Origin of the sequence: Nocardia sp. NPDC046763, from assembly GCF_040645495.1 — a bacterium.
Taxonomy (GTDB): Bacteria; Actinomycetota; Actinomycetes; order Mycobacteriales; family Mycobacteriaceae; genus Nocardia.
In genome coordinates this window covers 83,260-104,945 of record NZ_JBEYYI010000030.1, presented here as the reverse complement: position 1 = coordinate 104,945, position 21,686 = coordinate 83,260, and the positions used below count along the sequence as shown (strand labels likewise).

The window sequence follows — 21,686 nt, the reverse complement described above, 5'->3', positions numbered from 1 at the left end:
CGAACACCCCGAACCTACTGGCAAATTCCGGGGAATTGACGAATTTCAGGCTGGTAAGTTACGCGAGAGCAATCCGGTTTTCGGTCACGTGTCAGGCGGTTTCGACGGCCTCGCGTTCCATCCGGACGCCGAGCAGGATTTCCGAGACGCCCAGGGCAATGGTCAACAGACCCACCACGATCGACAGCGATGTCAGCGATTCGAATTGAACGACCGCGACCACCACGCCCGCGGCCAGCGTCAGCAGCCCGACCACCTCCAGCCGGCCCGCCCCCGCGAACTGCTCCGACCACACGCCCACAATGGCTTGCACGATGCCCCGCGCCACCCAGGCCATCCCAATCCACAAAGACAGCAACGCAACCCACTCACCACTGGTGAACGCCCAGGCGGCCAGCACCAGCGCGATGATCGCGCTCACGACCTCCAGTGCCTTCAGCGCGGTGGCGATCCGCGCCCCGAACGCGACGACCAGCTGCACCGCCGCCGACGCCATCAGCGTGAGCCCGTACAGAATCCCCGCCACCGTCTCCGACTTGTCCGGCCACACCGCCATCACCACCCCGAGCACCACCGAGCAGCCGCCGGTCACGACCAGCGACTGCCAAGCCCAGTCGGCGAATGCATCGGTTCGCCCCTCGATCCGATTGGCGGGCATGCATAAATGATATGGCCGATTCACTCGGGTAACTGAAGGTTCGCATGCTCACCCGGCGCCGGTGCGTCGCCCGTCGGCGAATTGCCCGGCACCCGAGAGCACGCGCGACAGCAGGCGGACGAGCTCGGCCTGCCGGCAGGTGCCGGTCTTGGCGAACACCTGGCGCAGGTGGGTGCGTGCGGTATTGACCGAGATACAGAGCTCCTCGGCCCGGTTGTCCTCGCGTGGAATGAGCAGGCGCGCCTGGAATCGAACGACCCCGCGGTGTCGCGCCGGCTGCGGCGACGGTCTGCCTCATTCCGGTCGATGCCCTCAGCGAGATCAAGGACGATCTCGAACGCCACTGAGCCACGTCCGGGTTCACCGGTGACGTACCGGGCGTTACCGGCCGGTACGCGTCTACGGAGCGCTGAGAAAGACGCCGCGTGACGAGGTGCCGTCCGCGGCCGACCACAGCGCGTCGACGTGGCTGCGGTCGCGCTGGAGCGCCGGTCCGGTGGTGAGGCGGCGGTGGACGCGGATCAGCTCAGCGCCCGCGTTGGTAGAGCGGTCGGAATCGAAGGCGATATCGGTGTGGGTGTCGGTGTCGATGACCGTCGGACGGAATCCGGGTGCGGGCCAGAGGATGTCGCCGGGGACCACGTGCACGGATAGGTCGGGGGTGTCGCTCGTGCTCTGGTCCTGGGCGGTGGCCTTGCCGGTCAGCAGCAGAGCGGCCTGCTCGATGAAGACAGTGTCGTGCGTGGCGTCGTAGAGCCAGCGCAGGCCCAGTACACCGTGTTCGGACGTGCCGATCAACGCGTGGTCGAGGTCCTCGGCCCGCGCGCCGCGATAGGTCATGGGAATCAGATACGCCACCGGCTCCGCGCCCGAGGCGTCGGTGACGACCATGAGCTCGATGCCCACCTCGCCGGCCGGATCGTCGAGGCGGAAGCCGCCGGACTTGGACAGGACCGGCGACTGGGCGCCGGAGTACCAGTGCCGGGTGGGCAGCCACCGAGCCAGCAGCTCCAGTTTGGTGGGCGCCATGGTCGTCCTGTGGATCTCGGCCATGCCGCCATCCTGCCAGAGATCGGCGGGATAGCGGCGGAACTGCTTGCGGCGGTGCGTTATTCGTTCGGTCCGCGCAATTTTCGGAAAAAGTCACGCAGATCGGTGGTCAGCAGATCGGGGGCTTCCATCGAGGCGAAGTGGCCGCCGCGATCGAATTCCGACCAGTGCACGATCGTATTCCGGCGCTCAGCGACACCGCGGATGCTGCTGCTGCCCGGGAAGACCGCGACACCGGTGGGGACGCCGGAATTGGCCGGTGCGGCACCCCATTGCCGGGATTCCTTGTAGAGCCGCATGGAGGAGCCGGCGGTATCGGTGAACCACAGCATCGACAGATCGGTGAGGAGCAGGTCGCGGTCGATCGCCGCATCGGGTGTCGGTTTCGCCGGATCTGTATAGGTTTCGACCACATCCAGTACCCACGCCAGCATCCCGGCCGGCGAATCGGCCATCGCCGGTGCGAGGGTCTGTGGGCGCGTGGAGTGTATGCCCGCGTAGCCGGATGTCTCCAACTGGTTCCAGTCCTGGTACCGAGCCAGCTTCTCCCGGTCTCGGGCGCTGAGGTCGGCCGGGTCGATGTCCCCGGCCGGGATCGTGATCGGGTCGTTGAGGTGGACACCGGCCAGGTGCTGCGGTGCGATCCGGCCCATCTGCGGTGCGATGAAGGACCCGGCGTCACCCCCGTGCGCCCCGTATCGCTCGTAACCCAGCGCGGTCATGAGCTTCGTGATCAGTGCCGCGCTGCGCTCGGTCGAGGCGTCCCCCGGCCGGTGGGTGGGACCGGAGAAGCCGAAGCCCGGCAGGGTCGGGATGACCACGTGGAAGGCGTCGGCGGGATCGCCGCCGTGGGCACGCGGGTCGGTGAGCGGGCCGATCATGCCGGTGAAGTCCTCGAAGGGCCAGCCGTGCACCAGCACCAGCGGCAGCGCGTGCGGCTCCGGCGAGCGGGCGTGCACGAAATGCATGCGCTGACCATCGATTTCGGTCAGGAACTGCGGGTGGCGATTGCGCTCGGCCTCGTGGAGGCGCCAGTCGTAGCCGCTCCCCCAGTACTCGCACAACTCCCGCACGTAGGCGGTCGGTATGCCGTAGGTCCAGCCCACTCCGGGCAGGTCCGCGGGCCAGCGGGTGCGGGCCAGGCGGGTCCGCAGGTCCTCGATGTCGGGGGCCGGGATGTCGATTCGGAAGGGCTCGAAAATCGTCATGCGTCCACGGTAGGAATCAACTAGGTCAGATGCTGTCCTAGACCGTCAGCGGATTCCGCTCGGTTCCGCCTAGGTTCTAGGCTGTTGGACAAGCGTTTCAGCCGCAGTGAGGCGGCCGGGTGAAGGGATCAGCATCGTGGGCACCGCTTTTCCACCGGGACCGCCATTGCCACGCGCGGTGCAGACCGCCGTCTATGCCAAATGGCGCGGGACCCTGCTGCGCCGGTCCGCGCGCCGCTACGGCGACGTCTTCACGCTCCATCTGGTCGCGCCCTACGCCGAGAACCTGGTGGTGTTCTCGCGGCCGGAGCACATCCGCGAGATCTTCGCCGCCGACCCCGCGGATCTGCATGCCGGCGAGGGCAATCGACTGCTCGTGCACATCATGGGCGAACATTCACTGCTGCTCACCGATGAGGACGAGCACGCGCGGGCGCGGCGGCTGCTCATGCCGGCGTTCGTCGGCTCGTCGCTGCGTTCGTATCGCCGACTGGTCGACACCATCGCCGCGACGCATGTCGACCGGTGGGTGTCCGGGTCGACGGTGCTCACGCTCGACGCGATGAACGATCTGACACTCGATGTCATCATGCAGGTGGTGTTCGGCATGACCGACGAACGCCGTCGCGCCCAGCTGGCGCCGCGGCTGCGCCGAATCGTCAATATCGATCCGATCATCTTCTTCGGCTGGAAATATCCGTTCCTGGAGCGCCGCGGGCCGTGGAAACGCTTCCGCGACAACCAGAACGCCATCGACGAGCTGCTCTACAGCGAGATCGTGGAGCGGCGCGCGCATCCGGACCTGGAGGCGCGCACCGATGTGCTGTCGCGGCTGCTGGCGGTCGGATCCGGCGAGAACTCCACCGACGCACCGCTGTCCGACGAGGAACTGCGCGACCAACTGGTGACACTGCTGCTGGCCGGGCACGAGACCACCGCGTCGGCGCTGTCCTGGACCTGTCACGAGCTGGCCGCCAATCCGGATGTTCAGGACCTGGCGCGCCGGGCCGCGCACGACGGGGACGAGAAGTACCTCGAGGCGGTCCTGAAGGAGGCCATGCGCCTGCACACTGTCATCGGCGGGACCGGGCGGCGACTCACCCGCGACATGACACTCGGAGGCTATGAGCTGCCGAAGGGGACCGTGGTGGCGACCTCGATCCTGCTGGCGCATCGGCGCGTGGAAGCCTTCCCGGACGCCCTGACCTTCCGGCCCGAGCGGTTCCTGGACGGTTCGGTCGCCGCCAACACCTGGCTGCCGTTCGGCGGCGGGGTGCGGCGCTGCATCGGCGCGGGGTTCTCGCTCATGGAGGGCACGGCGGTGCTGCGGGAAATCCTGACCCGCTACCAGCTTTCGCTGCCCGACGGGGCGGGCAGCGAACCGTCGCGGATGCGCAACATCACCCACGTTCCGGCACACGGCGCGCGCGTGGTGGTCACCACCGACCACACGGTTCGGGTGTAGCTACCGGGGCCTCACCGGGTGACCGGGTGCACGTGCAGGGCACAGCTGTCGATCGTCACTGTGACAGTGCGGGTGTCGGTCGAATTCGGCGGCGTGACCTGCAGATTCGTGTACAGCGGGCAGTGATTGCCGGAGGCGTCGACGGCGACGCCCTCGACGACCGCGGTGCCCGGATGTCCGGATTCCAGTGTCACGGTGGGCGGTTCGTCACTGCCCTGCGGCAGACCGCCCATATACCCGCGAGGGGTCCGATCGGCATGTAGCAGTGGGCCACCCGTGCCGGTGTCGACGCCCGGATAGCCGGTCAGCGTGCAGGGGGCCGCGCCCGCGGTGAGGCTGAAGGTGAGTGCCACCCCGCGGTGCCCGGTGGCCGGGGACATGACAGCTGCGGTCACGTCGACCTGGCCTGCGCCGCAGGCCGCCTGCCGCGCCGGGGCAGTGGGCTGTACGTCCTCGGAAGTCGGCGGGGTGGCAGGAGCCGCGGTGCCTCCCGCGACCGTGGCCCCGCCCGTGACGCCCGGCGATGTCGCCGGTGGCGACGTGGTGGACGTACTCGACGAACAGCCTGTCAGGCCGAGTGCGATGACCGCCAATGCGACGAGAATCCCTGTGCGATAGCGCATTTCCCAACTCCTCCCGGTCCGGGAACATCAGCGGGCGCACCCCCGCATCCCCACACCCTGTATCGGCTCACGCCGCGCGAGTGTGAGCGCTCGACCCACCGCCCCAACCTAGGGGCGGTCCGGGAACTCCGCGGCACGCCGCGCGTGCGCCCGCGCCACGAACCCAGAGCACTCGGGGCATTCGCTGATGATCGGGTGGGTGCATTCGAGCAGGTGCTCGAGGAACCGGTCCGTCGCCTCCAGCAGTTCGATGCGCTCGCGCACCTCGGCGCGGCGGTCGGCGATCATGTCCCGCCGGCCATCACACCCGCTCAGTCCGAGCTGCCGGATCTGGTCCAGTGACAGTCCGGTTCGCTGCAGCGTCTGGATCATGCGGGCGTAGTCGAGGATGTGCTCGTTGTAGCTGCGGTGACCGGACGGGCTGCGCGGCGGCGCGAGCAGGCCGACCGACTCCCAGTGCCGCAGCACATGGGTCTCGACGCCGAGCGCGGCGGCGGCGTCACCGATTCGCATGTCCTGGGTTGTGGTCATGTTCACCCCTTTACTTCATGTCGACCTTAAGTATTAGCGTTCGAGCATGTCCGATCCAGTACGCAAGACCACCCTCTGGCAATGCTGCACCGCCGCAGTGAGTTCCATTCACGGCGCCGTCCGGCCGCGGCCCGTCGACGAGCGGTTCCTGCACTCGCTCACCGACGCCGGACTGCCCACCACCCAACGCACCGTCACCGTCACGCCGCTCGCGCAGTTTCCACGGTCGGCGCCCACCGGCGCGGTCGTGGAGGGCGTGTTCAACCCGCGCCGCATCGCCAGTTCGCTGACCTCCTTCGTCGTCCAGCATCCCGAGGCCACGTTCATCGTCGACCCCAGCTACTGCCTCGACGCCGAACACCGAGCCATCGCGCAACTGCAGGGCGTCATCCGCCCATTCGTCCGGCCGCCCGTCGAGACCATCCCGACCATCACCGCGCTGCAAGCCGAATCCACGCTGCCCGCACTCGATTTCGCGCTGCCGACCCACGCCCACTGGGATCATGTCTGCGGACTCCTCGACTTCCCGGACCTGCCGGTTCATCTGCACAGCACCGAGCGGGCCTGGGCCATGACCGGTCCGGTGGCGCCCGTTGGTGGCGTGCGTGACGCGCTGGTGGATCGTCCCGTGCTCGAATACGAGCTGGACGGCCCGCCGGTGCTCACCTTCGCCCGCAGCCACGATCTGTTCGGGGACGGCAGCGTGGTCCTGGTGGATCTCGCCGGGCACACGCCCGGCAGTGTCGGCGTGCTCGCGCACACCGCGCGCGGCTGGATCCTGCTGGCAGGCGATGCCGCCTGGCATGCGATGCAGATCGAACGGGTACGTCAGAAGCCGGGCTTCCCAGGGCTTTTCGTCGACGAGAACCGCGACCTGGCGTTCCGGACCCTGCACCGGCTGCACCTGGCCCAGCGCCTGATCCCGGTCATCCCGACCCATGATCACGATGCGGCACGGCAACTCGCCACGCCCCGTGGGGAGGTCGCCGAGCCGCTACCGTGAACGCATGGGGATCACCGTGCGTACGGCGTACTTATCCGATATTCCCGAGTTGGCACGAGTGCTGAGCATCGCGTTCCTGGATGATCCGGTCATCTCCTGGTTGATCCGGGACGACGCGACACGTGCACGTCGGGCATCCGCTCTCTTCGCCGCCCAGGCAAGTCACCATTTCGTTCCGCTGGGCGGCGCCGAGGTCGCCTGCAATGACGCGAATTCCATAGTGGGCGCGGCACTCTGGGCGCCACCAGGACATTGGCACGTCTCCGATTCCGCCATGCTACGTCAGCTCCCGGCCCTGACAGTCGCCTTCCGCCATCGCCTCTTCATCGCCGCCGCCATGGCGGACAAGATGATGACCGCGCATCCCTGTGAACCGCATTGGTACCTGGCCGTCATCGGCACCCTGCCCGGGGTCCGAAGCCAGGGTTACGGCCGGGCCCTGCTGAATTCCCGCCTCGATCGCTGCGACGCCGAGGGCCTGCCCGCCTATCTCGAGTCCAGCAGACCCGACAATGTCCCCTATTACGAACGCTTCGGCTTCGACGCCACCGGCACCCTCGATGCAACCCGCGGCGGTCCACCGCTGTGGCCGATGTGGCGCGCTCCGCGCTGACACGCAAATGCGGTGTTGCCGACCGGGATTCGGCTGGCAACACCGCATTTGCGTGACAGGGTTACGGTTTGCGGGCCATGCCTCCGACCACCAGCTGTTCCCAGACCGTCAGCTTCGGATTGTCGGCATCGGGCTCCGATGGATCGCGACGCCACTGAGCGCATGGGCGCAGGCCGTCCTCCTCCAGCGTGAGTGCACCGAAGAGGAACTCGATTTCCGGCTCGCTGCGGAAACGGCCGCGACCGAACGCTTCCACAATCTTGTTCGCGGTCGCCACGGCCTCGCGGGTGACGCCCGAACGGAAGTGTGAAATATAGACCCGGCTACCGGAAGGGAAGCAATCGGACCAGTACCGAACCACACCGGCCGGATCCTCTTCGTCATTGACGAAGCTCAGGGTGATCCCGAACAAGATGCCCACCGGCTCGTCGAAGTTGATCACACGCTGTACGTCGGCATGCTTCTGAATGCGATCCGGATCACGAATATCCGCTTCCAGCACCACGATTCCGTCATCCACGGCGAGCAGGGCTCGCCCGTGGGAAGCCACGAACGGGTCGTCGTCCACGTACACGACGCGGGCGTCCGGATGCACCTGCCGCACCACCTCGTGCACATTGACGCTGGCAGGCAGGCCGCAACCCATATCGATGATCTGGCGAATTCCGGCCGCCGCCATGGCCTTCACGGCCCGCAGCACAGCGTCCCGATTGGTGATGGCCAACAGCTCGGATCCGGGTAGGTCCTCGATGAAGTAGTCACCGACATCCTTGTCGACACCGTAGTTGTCGCGCCCGCCGAGCACGTAGCTGTATACGCGTGCCACGCTCGGCCGGGATTGCCGTGCTCGCATGGCGTTGATGTTCAAGTGTCACACCCCTCTTTCCTCACCGACGATACCGTTATCCACCAGGAAATCCTGCGCCAACCACGCAAACACCGCCAGTCGCCCCGAGGGACGGATCGTGCCTATTGCGTAGCGCCCGCGGCAGCCACGGTCGTCGGCGCCGCGGCGGTGGTTGTCGGTGCGGGAGTGGTTGTTTGGGGAGTGGTCGTCTGGGTCGTGGTCGTCTGGGGTGCGGTTGCCGTCGTGGTGACCGGTGCGGTGGTTCCCGGATCCGTTGTCGTGGTCGGCGGCACGCTGGTCGTGGTGGTGCCGGCAGCGATCGGGTCCGGGCAATGCCCGGTCTGCTCACCGATGATGTTGATCTCGGCGTTGGAGCGTGGGTCTCCGGCGTAGTTGATCTGATCGGTGCATTTGACCGACGGGCCGGGGGCTACGGTGCCCGGATCCCGAATCGGATCGCCGGTGGGCGGATTCGGTGCGGGATCGCCACCGGGTGTCTGTGCGCCCCCGCCCTGCGGAGCCTGCGATCCCGGGTTGGCGGCTCCCGGCTGTCCGCCGGGCGAATTCGGCACCGGCGCAACGGGACTCGTCGAGGCCGCCACCGTGCTCGTCACGCCGGCCGACGGCTTCACGGTCGTGGCGTTCGCGGTCGATTTCCCCGAGTCGCTCGAGCAACCCGCCACCAGCGCGACCACCGGCGTCATCATCAGCGCCGCGATACGCGTGGTCGTTTGCAGGCGCGACCGGCCACGCCATTCCGCCAGAGCGGACATCGATTCCTCCTGAGGGTGCAGCCCCAGCCCCGACCCATCCGCTGCACGAACGTCTTTCGCCGATCCGGAACCGAACCGGCCACTGTGAATCCAGGGGTATCGACACCCCCGCTCGACACTAGGGGCTCCAGCAACCGGACGCCATCATGTTCGGTGCCCCCAGTTCTGTGGGCCGATGCCGCGCGAGCATCTGCTGGCGGTGCTGGTCGCGACGGTGTTCACCCTGCGGGCCCGCGCCGTCGATGACGTGCTCGAGTTGTTCGACCAGGTGATGGTCAACGACCTGATCTCCAAGCCCGAGCGCCAATCCCGTGATGAGAAGCTGCGCCGAAGCGCCGGAGCCCGCAACCCGGGCAGCCGCACAGCCGCAACAGGGTTCGCCAGCCGAGCCCAGTCCGCGGGCGCGACCAACGCCAGCGGGTCTGGCAAGAAATAGCAACAGCCACAACCATTTTCGCGATGCCCTGGGTCTGAGGCCCGGGGACCATCACTACGTAGCGCCGGATTTCGGCCGGTCGCGCCACTACCCCCTACTACAGCGGCAAGGCCAAGCTGAGCTTGTTCACAAGAAATCTGGAGCGGTCTCGCAAGCGCGAAGGTTGAAGCGGCGGAGCCGTACCGCTACAAAGGCGAGCAACCCGAGGGCGGCCAGCGCGAAGACTGCGTTGCCCATGTGGTCCACATTCGCGTGCGCTGGGAAACTCGGCGGCTGGAAGAAGCCGTGCCAGGCGTAGGTGACCACGCCGGCAGTACCCAGGGCGAACCTGTGCCAGGGTCCCCAGCCCGTGCACCGGGACCAGCGCAGGATGAGCAGCGCCATCGTGGCGTAGAGCGCGAGGTAGAAGCCGACCGTGATCCACGCGGGCACGATGGACTCCAGCTCGATCCCCACCAGGGCGAGCAAGCTGGGGAGCCAGAACGCCAGCCCGGCCGCGATGGTGATCGCGAAGACCGTCCACGGGCCGGCCGGTGTGGCCGGGAGGAGGGGGCGGCGGAATCGAACGGACAGGAACGCGGCGATGATCAGGGCGACGACCGTGATCAGCGTCCAGGTGATCTGAGCAGCCGACAATGGGTAGATGGCCGGACTTGCCAGGGCGGGCACCGCGCCGCCTAGCAGGAACAGGACGGCTGACACGGTGAGGCCGACCTTGCCGAGCCAGGGCGTGTCCGGTCGGCGTGAGCCCGCCTCCACAATCGAGATCGGCACCGCGATGCTCCACACCCCATGGATGGCCAGAACGAACACGGTCCAGTAGGCGCCGATGCCCAGTGCCGGAATGAACCCATAGTCGAGCAACCGCAACCCGACATAGTCGGGATTGAACAGTGACCGGGTGAGCAGGCCCTCCTCGATCACGGCATAGGCGAGCCCGAGCAGGATGATCCCTGGCCACCCCAGCCGCCACCGCCGGGCGACCTCACGGATCAGCAGCGCGCCACCGCCATAGAGCGGAATGATCCCGACGATCATCGGTAGGGCGTCGATGGCGATGTTGCCAAGCAGATACTCGCCGACCAGCGGCGCGAGAACCAGCAGGCCAAGCGCTGGAAGAGTGCGTTTGAACATGCCACCCCTCACCGGTTGTAGAGCCTGCGTGCCCACAGATAACTGACCCGGGCGATGCGATAGTAGGTGTTCGTCCATAATTGAAAGCTACGTTGCTTTCAAAAAATATGTCAATCAACCGATTCGCATAAGTGCAGGTTAAAGCCGATAGATTGATGCGTTGACGATGAAACTGAATGCAATGAAACATTGCATTGTGTGGTGCCGAACGCAATAGTGGTGTCATGTCAGAAGGAAGGTTGACCCTGCAGGACCGCCAGCGCATCGCGACCGGCCTCGCCGAAGGCCGCTCCTACGCCGAGATCGCCAGGCGGCTTGACCGGCCGACCTCGACGATCAGCCGTGAGGTCGGCCGCAACGGCGGCCCCAGTGACTACCGCCCCGAGCGGGCGCACCAGGCGACAGCGCGGCGGGCGCGGCGCGGCACCCCGGCACGTTCGCCCGAGGCCGAGCCTCAGGACCGCAAGGTCCTCGAGGTGGAAGAGGGAGCCGTCGAGATGGCGATCGGGATGGGCCTGCCGAAAATGATGGCACGCGTGCTCATCGGCCTGTGGCTGAGCGAGGACGGCAGGCTCACTGCGGCCGAGCTGTCGCGTGGGCTGAAAGTCAGTCCCGCCTCGATCTCCATGGCAGTGGGCTACCTGACCCGGCAGGGGCTGATCAGGCGCGAACGTGATCCGCGGCGGCGTCGCGACATCTACGTGGTCGACGACGACGCCTGGTACCACTCGACGGTGATCAGCTCGCGGCAGACGCTCGAGGCGGCGGAGGTCACGAAGGCGGCGGGGCAGACGCTCGGGCTCGACACGCCCGTGGGACGCCGCCTGGCCAGGGGCGGTGCGTTCCTGGAGCGGATCAGCCTGGACGCTCTGGCGTCGGCGGAACGCTGGCGCGACCTCCCGCCGTGATCAGACCGCAGTGATTGTGCTCCGGATTTCAAGTGCTGTCGTCCAATCGCCCCCTCAACGCCACGAGGCCCTGTTCGAGCGCGACCCATGGCGGCTTCGAATACCTCACGCAGGCACTCGAATTCGTCGCCACCGGCACGGTGACACCGATGGTCGAGACCTACCCGCTGGCGAACGCGGCCGACGCCTACGAACGCGTGGCCAGCGGCGCTGTGCGGTCCCGCGCCGTGATCACCTACTGAGATCAGCCGCCGCGCAGGTACTCGAGTGGTGACCCGGCGGGCCCCGGCTGGTCGTCGGGCCGAAGGACCGGAGTGTGGCGCATCAATGGGTGTCCGGTCTGGGAATACGGACGCCGGCGGCGCGGAGCCTGTCTTCGTACCGGTAGTAGGCGTGGGCGTGCGGCTCAGGGACCTCCGAGCCATCGGGCACCACGGTGCCCGACAGCGCGAGCGGCTCCAGCTGGCCATCGAAGCCGCTCAGGCCCATGTGGGTCGGCCCGGTTCCACCACGGCGGAGATGGCCCGCAAGATCACCGCCGCCCTCGACGCCGCCGGAGCGGCCACTGCGGTCAGTGGGGCTGTGTCGGCGGTTGCTGCCGCGCAGGATCGCCCGGAGTTGCGGAAGGCGATCGAGGAGATCGTCGATTCCGGTTTCGTCGGGGTGTCGGTGCGGGTGCGCGATGAGCGCGGTGAGTGGGTCGGTAGCGCCGGAGTGGCCGAGCTGGGCGGGACTGCGACGCCGCCGATCGATGGACATGTCCGGATCGCCAGCAATACCAAGACTTTCACCGCTGCCCTGGTCCCACCGTCCCCGCAGACGATCGACGACATCGTCGACCAGATCTTCCTGCCCCTCCTGCTCGCCACGAGCAGTATCTCCAGCGATATCTGAGACCACTGGTGAAACTGCGGACAGCACGTCGATGGACAAACGAACTTTGGGTCCCGGAAGAACTCGCCGAGAATCCAACGAAGTTCCGCCGGGGCACCTCCTGAGCTGCTGCCGAAAGCGACGGAGTGGTCTCCTGCTGCGAAATACCATGTGCCCATGGCTGATTCGGAAGTCCTTGCGGCGGAGTACCGGGCATTCGTCAAGGCGCTACACCCAGCGTCGATCGAGCCGTTGGAGGCGGTTGACGGGTTCTGATCGGACCGGCTTTACTCATCCATCCCGAGAGAACACGACGGGGCGCTGGAACGGGAAGCGGTTCTCGAAATCTTCGAGGAATACAAGAACGCAGTGACGCCCCGGTTACTGACCCTTGTATCGGGGGCGGTGCCCGTGTCGCCGGTAAGTCGCCGGTTGCGGTGGATCCCTTCGCGTGTGCCGGACACCGGTGTCGGCGACCCGCGAAAGGTGTTGCGGTCCACCATGTTCAGGCGACGGTCTTCGCGCTGCGGGATTCCGCGGAGAGTCGGCGTTGTTCGAGGCTGCAGGAGCCGCGGAGACCTTCCGCGGGATCGCTGATGATGCCTGGCGTCGGCAGCGCGACCTCGGCCTCTGATCGTGCTCGACCGGCAGCGGTCTGTCTGCTGTTTCTCCCCGAACACGAGAAGTAGCCCCCTGTAAACGGATTACATCAAATCCCTTGCTCTCCACACTGTTTCTAGTCGACTTCGAATATCGACAGGCGGCCCCCGTACCTGCGACCGCAACGCGATTGGGCCGTCGGCAGGCAATGCCCACCGACGGCCCAGCCACACCCGTCGTCAGACATAGGTGTAGGGCAGTGCGTTGCTGGTGCCGTCCAACTCCACGGTGACGGTGACGTTCACCGTGCCTGTCCCAGTCGGCGAGATGGCCGTGATCTGGGTGTCGGAGTCGATGGTGAATGTGGTTGCCTTGGTACCGAACCGCACGGTCAAAGGGCCGACATTACTGAACCCGGAGCCGGCGATCACCACAGAGGTGAAAGCCGCCCCAGGGCCGGAAGAGGGTGTCAGTGAGGTGAGAACAGGTGCCATGATCCAACTCCAAGCCGAAGTAGAATGAAAAGGGTTACCTTGCAACGGATGCCGATCTTGCTGCGACAACCGCTACATATCCATTAACCCTCCGGCGACGGTACTTCGGCAACGAATCCACAGTTCGTTCTCTTCCGGTTTTGCCCGGTTTCGACCTGGTGATTCGCGGCGACGGGGTCGGGACAAAACACCCCCACACCCAGCCGGTCCGCGAGGTCGCAATAGGGGCCCGGCAGAAACGGCGCGAAAGACAACGACGATGGCTTGACCAGAAGCGATGGTGGAAATGTTCACCGAAATCGGGCAGATGTGCGGTAACCCATTGTCCAGCAAAACCTTACGGGCTCGACCCGAATGCGCCAGATAGGGGCAATGGCCAACCGCACCTGCCCGCATCCGGAACCGGCAACCCATCGACATTGCTGGTCAAGCCATTGTCGTCATATTTCGCGCGACTACTACCGGAACCCCAGACTGCCTGTGGCAGTGGCTGTCTCGGTGTGGTTGGCGCGTCCGTGGCGCGTGAGCTGGACCCGGACGAGCTGATCGACCATTGGACGCTTGTCGAGGATGAGCCCGAGCTGACCGGCGGCAAGCGCGGTTCGACTCGGCTGGGGTTCGCAGCAAGAACGCCATGCACTGCCCGGTGTTCGACGCCGTCGAGCTGATCTCGGAGTATGTGGACGCGAACCTGCGCTACGACCCCTCCGATGAGGAGGTGCCGGCGCATCGCGGGATGGGTGGCCACTGGGCGGTTCAACCGGTGGTGTGGTCGGAGGGCTCATTGACAGCTCTTCTCGACGCTGGGAGTCCCGGTAGTAACCACTTGGTGTCACGGCGGCGCTCGTCTGGTCCCTCGGCTGCGTGTCAGCTCGAGATGCGGGCTTGGATGCCGTCGAGGAGGAAGTCGAGGCCGGTGCGGAAGGTTTGGTCGGCGTCCAGGTGAGCGCCGTCGCGTATGACCGTGGACAACGCGGGGAATCGGCCAGTTGCGAAGGTCCGCTCCAGATAGGGCCCGAAGGCGGCCTGCCACTGTCTCTTGTCCATCCCGGAGGCCCGCTCGGCGCGCTGCTCGGTGATCTCCCTGCGCACCGCGCCGATCACGTACGCATTGACCGCATCGACCACCGGTATGACGGTGTCCACGTCGACGCCGTCCATCGCGGCCACCACAGCCTCTCCTCTGGCCAGCGCGTGCGGGCCGAGCTGGGGCCGCCCACCGATCAGGTCGGCAAGCCATTCGTGCTGGTGAGCGGCCTGACGGGTGGTTTCGGCAAGGGACCGCAGCACCTCTCGCCAACCGTCTCCAGCCGGCCGTATCTCGGCGTAGACCGAATCGACCATCAGGTCGAGCAATTCCTCCTTGGTGGCGATGTAGCCGTACAGCCGCATCGGCCCGACGTCCAGTGCGGCGGCAACCTTACGTAGCGACACCGCCGCCAGCCCGTCCGCGTCCGCCAGCTCGATCGCCGCTCGTACGATCCGCTCCCGGCTCAGCGGGGCCGGCACCGGTCGATCCGGCGGCTCCGGCCTCTCCCATACCAACATGTCGCTGACGATACATCGCATGATTCGATACAGTGTATTGGACAATGTAGTGTATCGAAGGGCAATCATGATCATCACCATCGTCGGAGCCGGACTGGGCGGCCTGACCCTCGCCAGGGTGTTGCACGTGAACGGCATCGACGCCGTGGTGTACGAACGTGAACCGTCGCGCGCCGCGCGTGGTCAGGGCGGAATGCTCGACATACATTCCGGGCAGCAAGCGCTGCGTGAGGCCGGCCTTATCAACCGGTTCCACGCGATCGCCCGCAGCGAAGGACAGGACATGCGTCTTTGGGAGCCGGACGGCACCTTGCTGCTCCAAGAGGACACGCCCGACGACGCCCCGCTCGAGCGACCCGAGGTCGACCGCGCCGACCTGCGCAACCTGCTGCTGGATTCCCTCCCCGAAGACATGGTGCGCTGGGGGCACGCGTTCGAATCCGCCGACAACGGCCTGCTGCACTTCGCCGACGGCAGCTGTGCGACGTATGACCTGCTGGTCGGTGCGGACGGCGCGCAGTCCCGGGTCCGCGCGCTGCTCACCGACGCCCGCCCGGCGCATATCGGCCAGCACGTCGTCGAGGTCGGCATTCCCGACATCGACCGCACGCACCCCGACCTCGCGGCGATGGTCGGGCGCGGCAACTACTGGGTGATCGGCAACGGACTATCCCTGGCGGCGCAGCGTAACGGCGACGGCCGCGTTCGCATCGGCCTCAGCTTCTACAACACCGCCGAGGATTGGTTCGCTACCAGCGGGATCCCGTTCGACGACCCGGCCGCCGCCCGAGCGCGGCTGATCGACCTGCTCCCCGGCTGGGACTCACGGTTCACCGCACTGATCGCGGCCTGCGACGACACGGTCGTGCCGCGGTCGATCACCACGCTCCCGGTCGGCCTGACCTGGCCGTCGACGCCAGGCGTCACGCTGGTCGGCGATGCCGCGCACCTGATGCCGCCGGTGGGCGAAGGCGCAAACATGGCGCTGCTCGACGGCGCCCGGCTCGGTCTCGCGCTGGCCGCGCACCCGGACGACTTGCCCACCGCTGTCAAAGAATACGAACGCGAGATGTTCGAACGCACCAGCGCTGCCGCCCGGATGTCCGCACGCATGCAGGAAATCCTGATGTCGCCGGACGCCAGCCGGAGAATGCTCGCATTCTTCCAACCTGGCTGAGACGTCACCGATAACGGCTCCTGAAGCTGTCAGCGTGCTGGCAGCTGTTCTGGACGCTGGTAGGGCTCAGGCGGGTCGTCGTTGCACAGCGTCGGAGATGACCGCTGCCACGAACTTTTCGACTGCTGATGTAGTCGGTGGACCGGGGTCGCGGTCTGCGAACAACAGGTGCCCGCCACCGACCAGGGAGAGGGTGAGTGAATCGATGTCTGCGTCGGCTGCGATGCGGCCCAGTTCACGCTCGGCGGTCAGATAAGTGGAGATCGCGGTCGTCGCCTCGGCGAGGATCGCCATCCCGCCGCCGGGCCTGGCTTGCCGAAGTCGTGCGCGCAGCTCGTCACGGAAGGTGATGAGCGGGATGATCGCCACCGGCACCGGTCCGAACAGAATGGTCAGAGCGCTGGTCAGATTGGCGGCCACCGTTCCGGCGCCGGCGGAGGCGCGCAGCGCACTCGCCTGCGCTTGGAGCTGCGCGGCCCGGTCGAGCACAAGGTCGGTGAGGAAGGCGTCGAAGTCGGTGAAGTGCCGGTGCAGAACGCCTTTGGCGCAGCCCGCCTCGTCGGTGACAGCCCGGCTGGTCAGCCCGTTCGGCCCGTCACGTAGCAGCACACGGTCGGCAGCATCGAACAGTTGCTGCCGCGCGTCGCGAAGATGCACCCCAGTCGGCACTCCCAGATCCTTTCGTGCGTCGATCCAACGGCATTATTGCCTAGTGGGCATGTGCCCACTAAAGTGGGCGCATGCCCATAATATCGCGAGAGCAACCAGAACCCTCCCCAGCGCAGCCGGGGCGGTTCCAGTCGATGGCCGTGTCGTTCGGCGTGGACGCACGGCGCTACGACCAGGCCCGACCCGGCTACCCCGACGCCTTGCTGACGCGGATCCTCGCCGAGACCCCCGTGGCGCACGTACTCGACGTGGGCTGCGGTACCGGCATCGCGGCCCGCCAGTTCCAGGCCGCAGGGTGCACGGTGCTCGGCGTCGAACCCGATGTGCGGATGGCCGACTTCGCGCGAGCCCGCGGCCTGCGGGTCGAGGTGGCAACCTTCGAGGCATGGCAGCCGGGCAACCGGATGTTCGATGCGGTCATCGCCGGTCAGTCGTGGCATTGGGTGGATCCGGTTGCCGGCGCCACGAAGGCGGCCGGCGTGCTGCGTCCAGGGGGACGGCTGGCGATCTTCGGTCACGTGTACGAGCCACCCGCCGAGGTGGCAGAACCGTTCGCGGCCGCGTACCAGCGGGTGGCGTCGGACTCCCCGCTCAGCGGCCAACCGGCTCGACGTCCCCTCGAGCTCTACCAAGCGGGATACGCGAAAATCGCCGACCAGATCCGCGAGACCGAACAATTCAGCGAGCCCGAACAGTGGCGATTCGACTGGCAGCAGTCCTATACGCGCGACCAATGGCTGGAGTTGCTCCCCACCACAGGCGGCCTCACCGCACTCAGTCCCGATCAGCTGGCCGAGATACTGGATGCGGTCGGCAACGCCATCGACTCTCTGGGCGGATCCTTCACGATGGACTACACCACCCTGGCCACGACCGCCGCACGCGCAGGCACTTCCTGACGCTGTATCCGCCGCTCGGTCCCGGGTCGAAACCCGCCGCGGTCAAACCCGCCGCGGAAGCGACACCAGCGCTGAAGGGCGGCATTACCAGGGCTGCGGCTCCGATCGACAAGCGCATTCCGATGCGGGTCCATCGTGGACGAGCGTTCCTGATGTCGGACCTTCTTGGTGAGGGCTGGTCCTCGAGTGCGGACAGACCGACGTCGGCGGCAACGGCCGGGGCACGGGCAACGAGTTTGGTGCGGTTGGTTGACATGGGTTCGACCCTTTCTCCTCGGGTGTCGTGGTTGACGAGAGAAAGGTTCCGACGCGGGGCTTCCCGGTTTCTTACGAAGTTCTGCAACCGCAACAGCTACCACGGCTATTGCAGCCGTCATGGACAACTAGGGGTGCCGTCAAGGAGGGCGTCACCCGGGACATACGGCGAGAGAAAGCCCAGGTAACGCGGCCATTCTGTGATCTTGAATCGAGTCGGCGCTATCAACGTAGTTCAGTAGCACCCGTCGGCGTGACGCTGGCTGCGTACAGCGCCGAACTGCGGAAACGTCCTGCGGCCCAGAGCGTCTCGCGGGCGTTCGTTACCGTCGCCCCCGATTGCCTCTTGTGGCGCGATTGTTACCGGCACCCCAAGCCCCGGGCGGGGAAAAGGTCAAGAAGGCCTAATGCTCGCGGCGCTGGTCGTCGACAAGCCTCCCGAGACCTTGTCCTCTGTCACCGGGGTGGACAGGATTTGCTGGGGAAACGGATACCGGGTGCGGTGTTCGGCCACCGCCGTGTCCAGGTCGTCGAGACTGCCGAAGGTTTCCAGGACCAGAGTGAGGGCGATCAGCGCGTCGCGGTCGAACCAGTCGCGACCTGACTCCGCCCAGGCCAGCGCACCGTTGGGCTCCACACCGAGAACCCTGTGGCCCTGGCGAGCGGCGGCCACATGCTTGAACCCCACCGGCACCACATCGGGTTCGACTCCACGAGCGCGGGCAGCGTGTGCGGTGGCGTGCGCGGTGACGCTGGTGAGGATCACCTGCTGGGCAGCCAGCCCAGCGCTCAGCAACAGTGCTGCCTGCTCAGCGGTGCCGATGATCCCGGATCTGCAGGTATAGAGGGTCAAACGGTCGCCGTCGCCGTCGGTCAGCGCGACCAGGGTGGCCGACGGGTTGGGCGATGCCGCCGCGGACTACATACGGCGGTTCCGCATTATTCGGCGTGTCGCATGCCCAGTTCCGGTGGTAGTCTCGAAGTGTCCAGGGGTAGTCTCGACCGGGTGCCCGTAAAGCTCTATTACGCGTTGGCCCAGATGATGGCGTCTGTCGGCGGCGACCTCACGCTCGACCAAGTCGCCCAACTGGTCCGACGCTGGTTGGCCGGGCAGCGTAGGGCCTGGGGCGAGCCCGCCTATGACCCCGCGACCGGCTGGCTGATGCATCAGCTGTGGATGCGTACCGACGAAGGACAGGCCGTCCAGATCACCGGCCGGATCGCCCCGCCGGACTTCTACATCATCGATGTCCGACCGTTGACCGCCGACGAAACCGCAGAGTTCACCCAGTGGGAGGCCCACAATGATTGACAACACCACCCACACCGATGACGTCGCCCCGGAGGAGATGGCGCAGATCCTTGCGCGTCTGCAGCGTGGCAGCGTGCCCTCGGAACCGGAGCCCGAGACCGAGACAGGCACTGGCATGAAGGCGCGGTCGGTGAAGATGCCCAAGGACCTCGATGACCGTGTCGGGGTCCGCGCTGTTGAACTTGGCATGTCCAAGAGCGCTTACTTCCGTTGGCTGGCCGAGAAGGATCTGAAGAACGCATACAGCGACGAGCCAGAAATGGTGCCGCTGGACCAGGTCCGAGAGATTGCAACCAGCGCCGTCGACGAAGCGCTGGCGCGGCTGTCGCATCGGCCCGGCCACGCCGCCTGACCAGCTCCCGTACGTTCGTTCTCACGACCGCCCGTATGCGGTCGTCCTGCCCTCTCTCCAAGGCGGTCCGGTAAGGATCGCCGGCCTGCGGTACGGGCCGCCCGGGCGGTGCGGATCGGGGCGGCTCACCCACAGCGCGTGCGGCCACGGGCGCTCGAGCTCGCCCCCAACGTTTCCGCTGCTGGTTTCACGAACCGCACCGAAGACCAAGCCGGACGAATGGCTGCCGTCCGTGACCGGCACGGGGAGAAACCAGCCATCGCGAGTGACCAAATGCGGTTGCCCGCAGCCACAGCACCACAGGCCGCGCCCCGAACCACGGAATCCTTGGGCGTCGTCCAAGACTCCAGCACGGGTAATCAACAGTCGATGAGTTCCTGAGGTGTCCGGCTGTGTCCTCCTCCCCGTTTCCGTGCCTGGACCAGACGCTGCGCTCAGGGCTTCGCCACCGAGGCCGGATCACGTTGCGCGAGCAGGGCATCCAGCTGTTTTTCGGCGCGTTCGGCGCGGGCCAGGGTCTGGGTGCGGGCATCATCCAGGGCGGCAAGCCGTTCGGCGGCCTCCTGCCGCGTCTTGTCGACGGCGGCCGCCGATTCCGTGCGCACCGCGGCCAGGTCGGCGGCCGCCTGCCGGCGCACCTCGGTGAGTTCCGTCCGCAACCGATCGAGCTCGGCACGGGCCCCCTTCAGTTCGTCGCGGGTGTCGGCGACCACCTGATTGCGTTCGGCCACAGCGGCTTCGGCTCGTTCGATGGTGCGCTCGGCATCGGCGGCACGCTGCACGGCGAGATCGCGTTCCGCACCCGCGGCAGTGATCCGCTGGCCGGCGTCCCGGCGCACCTGCTCGACCTCGGCGGCCGCCTTCGAGCGGGCGAGCTTTATGTCCTCGTCGGCCTGCTGCCGCGCCCGCTCGGTGTCCTCGGCGGATTCTCGCCGGACGGTGCGGATCTCGGCCTCGGCCTCCGCCCGCGCGGCGAACACATCGTCGGCCGCCTGCTTCGTGACCCCCTCGACTTCCTTCAGGGCGTCGTCTCGCGCGGTGAGTGCCTCCGCGATCCGGCCCTCGGCCTCCTCTGCGGCCAGCGCAGCGTCCTCGGCCGCCGATTCGGCTGCCGCCCGGGACTCTTCGGCCTCCCGCCGCGCCTGCTCGGCCGCCACGGTCGCCATCTCCGCCTCCGCAATCCGCCGTGCCGCATCGGCCTGCACGGCCTGGACCTGCGCTTCCGCGACGGCGGGATCGGCCAGCGTGGACAACTCCGCCACGGCCGTATTGAGCGTCGTCCCAAGCTGTTCGGCGATCGCACGAAACTGTCCGAGCAGCTCATCGGCCCGCAGCCGGGCCACAGTCACCGGCCCACGTTGCGTCACAGTGACATTCACCCCGAGTGTCTCCCCCTCGGCCTGTTGCTGCTGCCGCTGCCGCTCTCGCCAGGCCCGCCAGCGGGTGTGCTCCGGGTGATCACAGTATTCCGACGGACGCCCCGGCCCTCCGGCACGCGTAATCGGTTTGGTGCAGCCGGGATAGTTGCAGATGCTCGACACAACGCAAATCGTAGCGTTGGTTTCATCAAATCCAACGGAACAACACGAAACGAAATCCGAAGTGCCCCAAATCAAACCAAGGCATCCTGACCTCCGATAAGTGAACGTTATCGGTGGTCAGGATCATCACTTCCCCTGAAAATGCTTGATTCTGTTTCGTTTACGTTTGGTTGGCGCGAACGCTACGTAAGTACAACGAAACCACTTGGAAACTAGGCCCGCATGTACGCCCGTACCATTTTTCCCGAGATGTGGCGACTCGTAACCCGAGCAGCGACAAGATCACTGCTGCGGAATACATTTGCGCAGTACCGACCGCCCGTAATCGACCCGGAAGGACGGGATCCGACGTGTCCGACGCAGAACGGATCAACTGGGACCACCTGAAGACTCGGCAGCCGACCGACGCCGAGCGAGACGCACTGCGAGCAGACCTTGTCGAACGGGCACTTGCGGTCAGGCAGAACGGGTGGGACGACTACCGGTCCATGTGGACCAGCGGCGAGGTCGCCGGCGTCGCCTACCTGCTACAGGAAGGCGACCTGCTGGAGGAACTCGACGAGCACGAGGGGTCGGTGCTGACCCGATTCGCTGGAGATCTGTACGGCTTCAAGGGCGCCCGGAAGGACATCGAAGCCGGTCTGGTCGGCACTCAGGCGTGGTTTGCGACCGCCCGCGCCGAACTGGATGCCCGCAGTTCCGGCGCGAACGGATAAG

The 21,686-nt window shown here is 66.6% G+C and carries 25 protein-coding genes; 12 read left to right on the top strand and 13 right to left on the bottom strand.

The features are described 5' to 3' along the window. Positions 1-91: 91 nt before the first annotated feature. The 3 genes from ABZ909_RS35670 to ABZ909_RS35660 all read right to left on the bottom strand — a co-directional run bounded on the left by ABZ909_RS35670 (position 92) and on the right by ABZ909_RS35660 (position 2,916). The gene (locus tag ABZ909_RS35670; protein ID WP_357008885.1) at positions 92-658 is read right to left on the bottom strand and encodes a DUF308 domain-containing protein; all 567 of its coding nucleotides are present in this window, start codon (positions 656-658) and stop codon (positions 92-94) included. 399 nt (positions 659-1,057) lie between these two features. Next, a complete protein-coding gene (locus ABZ909_RS35665; protein WP_357008883.1) occupies positions 1,058-1,711 on the bottom strand; it encodes a 1,4-alpha-glucan branching protein in 654 nt (217 codons plus the stop codon). Positions 1,712-1,767: 56 nt separating this feature from the next. Further along, positions 1,768-2,916, bottom strand: coding sequence for an epoxide hydrolase (locus ABZ909_RS35660; protein ID WP_357008881.1), 1,149 nt, complete (start codon positions 2,914-2,916; stop codon positions 1,768-1,770). A 136-nt stretch (positions 2,917-3,052) separates the two neighbouring features. On the opposite strand from ABZ909_RS35660, the gene ABZ909_RS35655 reads away from it, so the two are divergent. Further along, positions 3,053-4,381: a cytochrome P450 gene (locus tag ABZ909_RS35655; RefSeq protein ID WP_357008878.1), complete on the top strand. Its 1,329-nt coding sequence runs from the start codon at positions 3,053-3,055 to the stop codon at positions 4,379-4,381. Positions 4,382-4,392: 11 nt separating this feature from the next. On the opposite strand, the gene ABZ909_RS35650 is transcribed toward ABZ909_RS35655, so the two are convergent. Both ABZ909_RS35650 and ABZ909_RS35645 read right to left on the bottom strand, forming a co-directional pair. Next, positions 4,393-5,004: a DUF4232 domain-containing protein gene (locus tag ABZ909_RS35650; RefSeq protein WP_357008876.1), complete on the bottom strand. Its 612-nt coding sequence runs from the start codon at positions 5,002-5,004 to the stop codon at positions 4,393-4,395. Between the two features lie 108 nt (positions 5,005-5,112). Beyond that, on the bottom strand, positions 5,113-5,535 hold the full coding sequence (locus tag ABZ909_RS35645) for a MerR family transcriptional regulator (RefSeq protein ID WP_357008874.1): 423 nt from the start codon (positions 5,533-5,535) through the stop codon (positions 5,113-5,115). Between the two features lie 46 nt (positions 5,536-5,581). Between ABZ909_RS35645 and ABZ909_RS35640 the strand changes: the two genes are divergently transcribed. Together ABZ909_RS35640 and ABZ909_RS35635 are read left to right on the top strand one after the other, a co-directional pair. Next, on the top strand, positions 5,582-6,538 hold the full coding sequence (locus ABZ909_RS35640; protein WP_357008872.1) for an MBL fold metallo-hydrolase: 957 nt from the start codon (positions 5,582-5,584) through the stop codon (positions 6,536-6,538). A gap of 4 nt (positions 6,539-6,542) precedes the next feature. Further along, the gene (locus tag ABZ909_RS35635) at positions 6,543-7,151 is read left to right on the top strand and encodes a GNAT family N-acetyltransferase (protein ID WP_357008869.1); all 609 of its coding nucleotides are present in this window, start codon (positions 6,543-6,545) and stop codon (positions 7,149-7,151) included. Between the two features lie 61 nt (positions 7,152-7,212). On the opposite strand, the gene ABZ909_RS35630 is transcribed toward ABZ909_RS35635, so the two are convergent. Both ABZ909_RS35630 and ABZ909_RS35625 read right to left on the bottom strand, forming a co-directional pair. Next, on the bottom strand, positions 7,213-8,004 hold the full coding sequence (locus ABZ909_RS35630) for an SAM-dependent methyltransferase (protein WP_357008866.1): 792 nt from the start codon (positions 8,002-8,004) through the stop codon (positions 7,213-7,215). A gap of 116 nt (positions 8,005-8,120) precedes the next feature. Next, a complete protein-coding gene (locus ABZ909_RS35625; RefSeq protein WP_357008864.1) occupies positions 8,121-8,771 on the bottom strand; it encodes a hypothetical protein in 651 nt (216 codons plus the stop codon). A 175-nt stretch (positions 8,772-8,946) separates the two neighbouring features. On the opposite strand from ABZ909_RS35625, the gene ABZ909_RS35620 reads away from it, so the two are divergent. Next, the gene (locus ABZ909_RS35620) at positions 8,947-9,207 is read left to right on the top strand and encodes a hypothetical protein (protein ID WP_357008861.1); all 261 of its coding nucleotides are present in this window, start codon (positions 8,947-8,949) and stop codon (positions 9,205-9,207) included. A 126-nt stretch (positions 9,208-9,333) separates the two neighbouring features. Here the strand turns inward: ABZ909_RS35620 and ABZ909_RS35615 are convergent, their stop codons facing one another. After that, positions 9,334-10,341, bottom strand: coding sequence for a hypothetical protein (locus ABZ909_RS35615; protein ID WP_357008858.1), 1,008 nt, complete (start codon positions 10,339-10,341; stop codon positions 9,334-9,336). Between the two features lie 239 nt (positions 10,342-10,580). Between ABZ909_RS35615 and ABZ909_RS35610 the strand changes: the two genes are divergently transcribed. The 3 genes from ABZ909_RS35610 (at position 10,581) to ABZ909_RS35600 (ending at position 12,143) form a co-directional block, all read left to right on the top strand. Then, the gene (locus ABZ909_RS35610; protein WP_357008855.1) at positions 10,581-11,249 is read left to right on the top strand and encodes a helix-turn-helix domain-containing protein; all 669 of its coding nucleotides are present in this window, start codon (positions 10,581-10,583) and stop codon (positions 11,247-11,249) included. A gap of 32 nt (positions 11,250-11,281) precedes the next feature. Further along, a complete protein-coding gene (locus ABZ909_RS35605) occupies positions 11,282-11,491 on the top strand; it encodes a zinc-binding dehydrogenase (protein ID WP_357008852.1) in 210 nt (69 codons plus the stop codon). Positions 11,492-11,648: 157 nt separating this feature from the next. Next, on the top strand, positions 11,649-12,143 hold the full coding sequence (locus ABZ909_RS35600) for a hypothetical protein (RefSeq protein ID WP_357008849.1): 495 nt from the start codon (positions 11,649-11,651) through the stop codon (positions 12,141-12,143). 818 nt (positions 12,144-12,961) lie between these two features. On the opposite strand, the gene ABZ909_RS35595 is transcribed toward ABZ909_RS35600, so the two are convergent. After that, positions 12,962-13,216: an IPT/TIG domain-containing protein gene (locus ABZ909_RS35595; protein WP_357008846.1), complete on the bottom strand. Its 255-nt coding sequence runs from the start codon at positions 13,214-13,216 to the stop codon at positions 12,962-12,964. Between the two features lie 867 nt (positions 13,217-14,083). Continuing rightward, positions 14,084-14,764 carry a TetR/AcrR family transcriptional regulator gene (locus ABZ909_RS35590; protein WP_357008843.1) on the bottom strand — a complete coding sequence of 227 codons (681 nt, stop codon included), beginning with the start codon at positions 14,762-14,764 and terminating at the stop codon, positions 14,084-14,086. A gap of 67 nt (positions 14,765-14,831) precedes the next feature. Here ABZ909_RS35590 and ABZ909_RS35585 point away from each other — a divergent pair, with 67 nt between their 5' ends. Then, entirely contained in the window at positions 14,832-15,941 is a 1,110-nt protein-coding gene (locus ABZ909_RS35585; RefSeq protein ID WP_357008841.1) for an NAD(P)/FAD-dependent oxidoreductase, read from the top strand. 66 nt (positions 15,942-16,007) lie between these two features. Here the strand turns inward: ABZ909_RS35585 and ABZ909_RS35580 are convergent, their stop codons facing one another. After that, complete coding sequence (locus ABZ909_RS35580; RefSeq protein ID WP_357008838.1) at positions 16,008-16,610, bottom strand: TetR family transcriptional regulator; 603 nt, start codon at positions 16,608-16,610, stop codon at positions 16,008-16,010. Positions 16,611-16,744: 134 nt separating this feature from the next. On the opposite strand from ABZ909_RS35580, the gene ABZ909_RS35575 reads away from it, so the two are divergent. Next, on the top strand, positions 16,745-17,509 hold the full coding sequence (locus tag ABZ909_RS35575; protein ID WP_357008835.1) for a class I SAM-dependent methyltransferase: 765 nt from the start codon (positions 16,745-16,747) through the stop codon (positions 17,507-17,509). Positions 17,510-18,158: 649 nt separating this feature from the next. Here the strand turns inward: ABZ909_RS35575 and ABZ909_RS35570 are convergent. Next, positions 18,159-18,617 carry a hypothetical protein gene (locus ABZ909_RS35570; RefSeq protein WP_357008833.1) on the bottom strand — a complete coding sequence of 153 codons (459 nt, stop codon included), beginning with the start codon at positions 18,615-18,617 and terminating at the stop codon, positions 18,159-18,161. A gap of 153 nt (positions 18,618-18,770) precedes the next feature. On the opposite strand from ABZ909_RS35570, the gene ABZ909_RS35565 reads away from it, so the two are divergent. Together ABZ909_RS35565 and ABZ909_RS35560 are read left to right on the top strand one after the other, a co-directional pair. Further along, complete coding sequence (locus tag ABZ909_RS35565; protein ID WP_357008831.1) at positions 18,771-19,076, top strand: hypothetical protein; 306 nt, start codon at positions 18,771-18,773, stop codon at positions 19,074-19,076. Next, a complete protein-coding gene (locus ABZ909_RS35560; RefSeq protein ID WP_357008828.1) occupies positions 19,069-19,428 on the top strand; it encodes a hypothetical protein in 360 nt (119 codons plus the stop codon). Before ABZ909_RS35565 ends, ABZ909_RS35560 begins: the two co-directional genes overlap by 8 nt. A gap of 434 nt (positions 19,429-19,862) precedes the next feature. Here ABZ909_RS35560 and ABZ909_RS35555 read toward each other — a convergent pair whose 3' ends face one another. Beyond that, positions 19,863-20,777: a hypothetical protein gene (locus ABZ909_RS35555; RefSeq protein ID WP_357008826.1), complete on the bottom strand. Its 915-nt coding sequence runs from the start codon at positions 20,775-20,777 to the stop codon at positions 19,863-19,865. 542 nt (positions 20,778-21,319) lie between these two features. On the opposite strand from ABZ909_RS35555, the gene ABZ909_RS35550 reads away from it, so the two are divergent. Beyond that, complete coding sequence (locus ABZ909_RS35550) at positions 21,320-21,685, top strand: hypothetical protein (RefSeq protein WP_357008824.1); 366 nt, start codon at positions 21,320-21,322, stop codon at positions 21,683-21,685. Position 21,686: the final 1 nt, after the last annotated feature.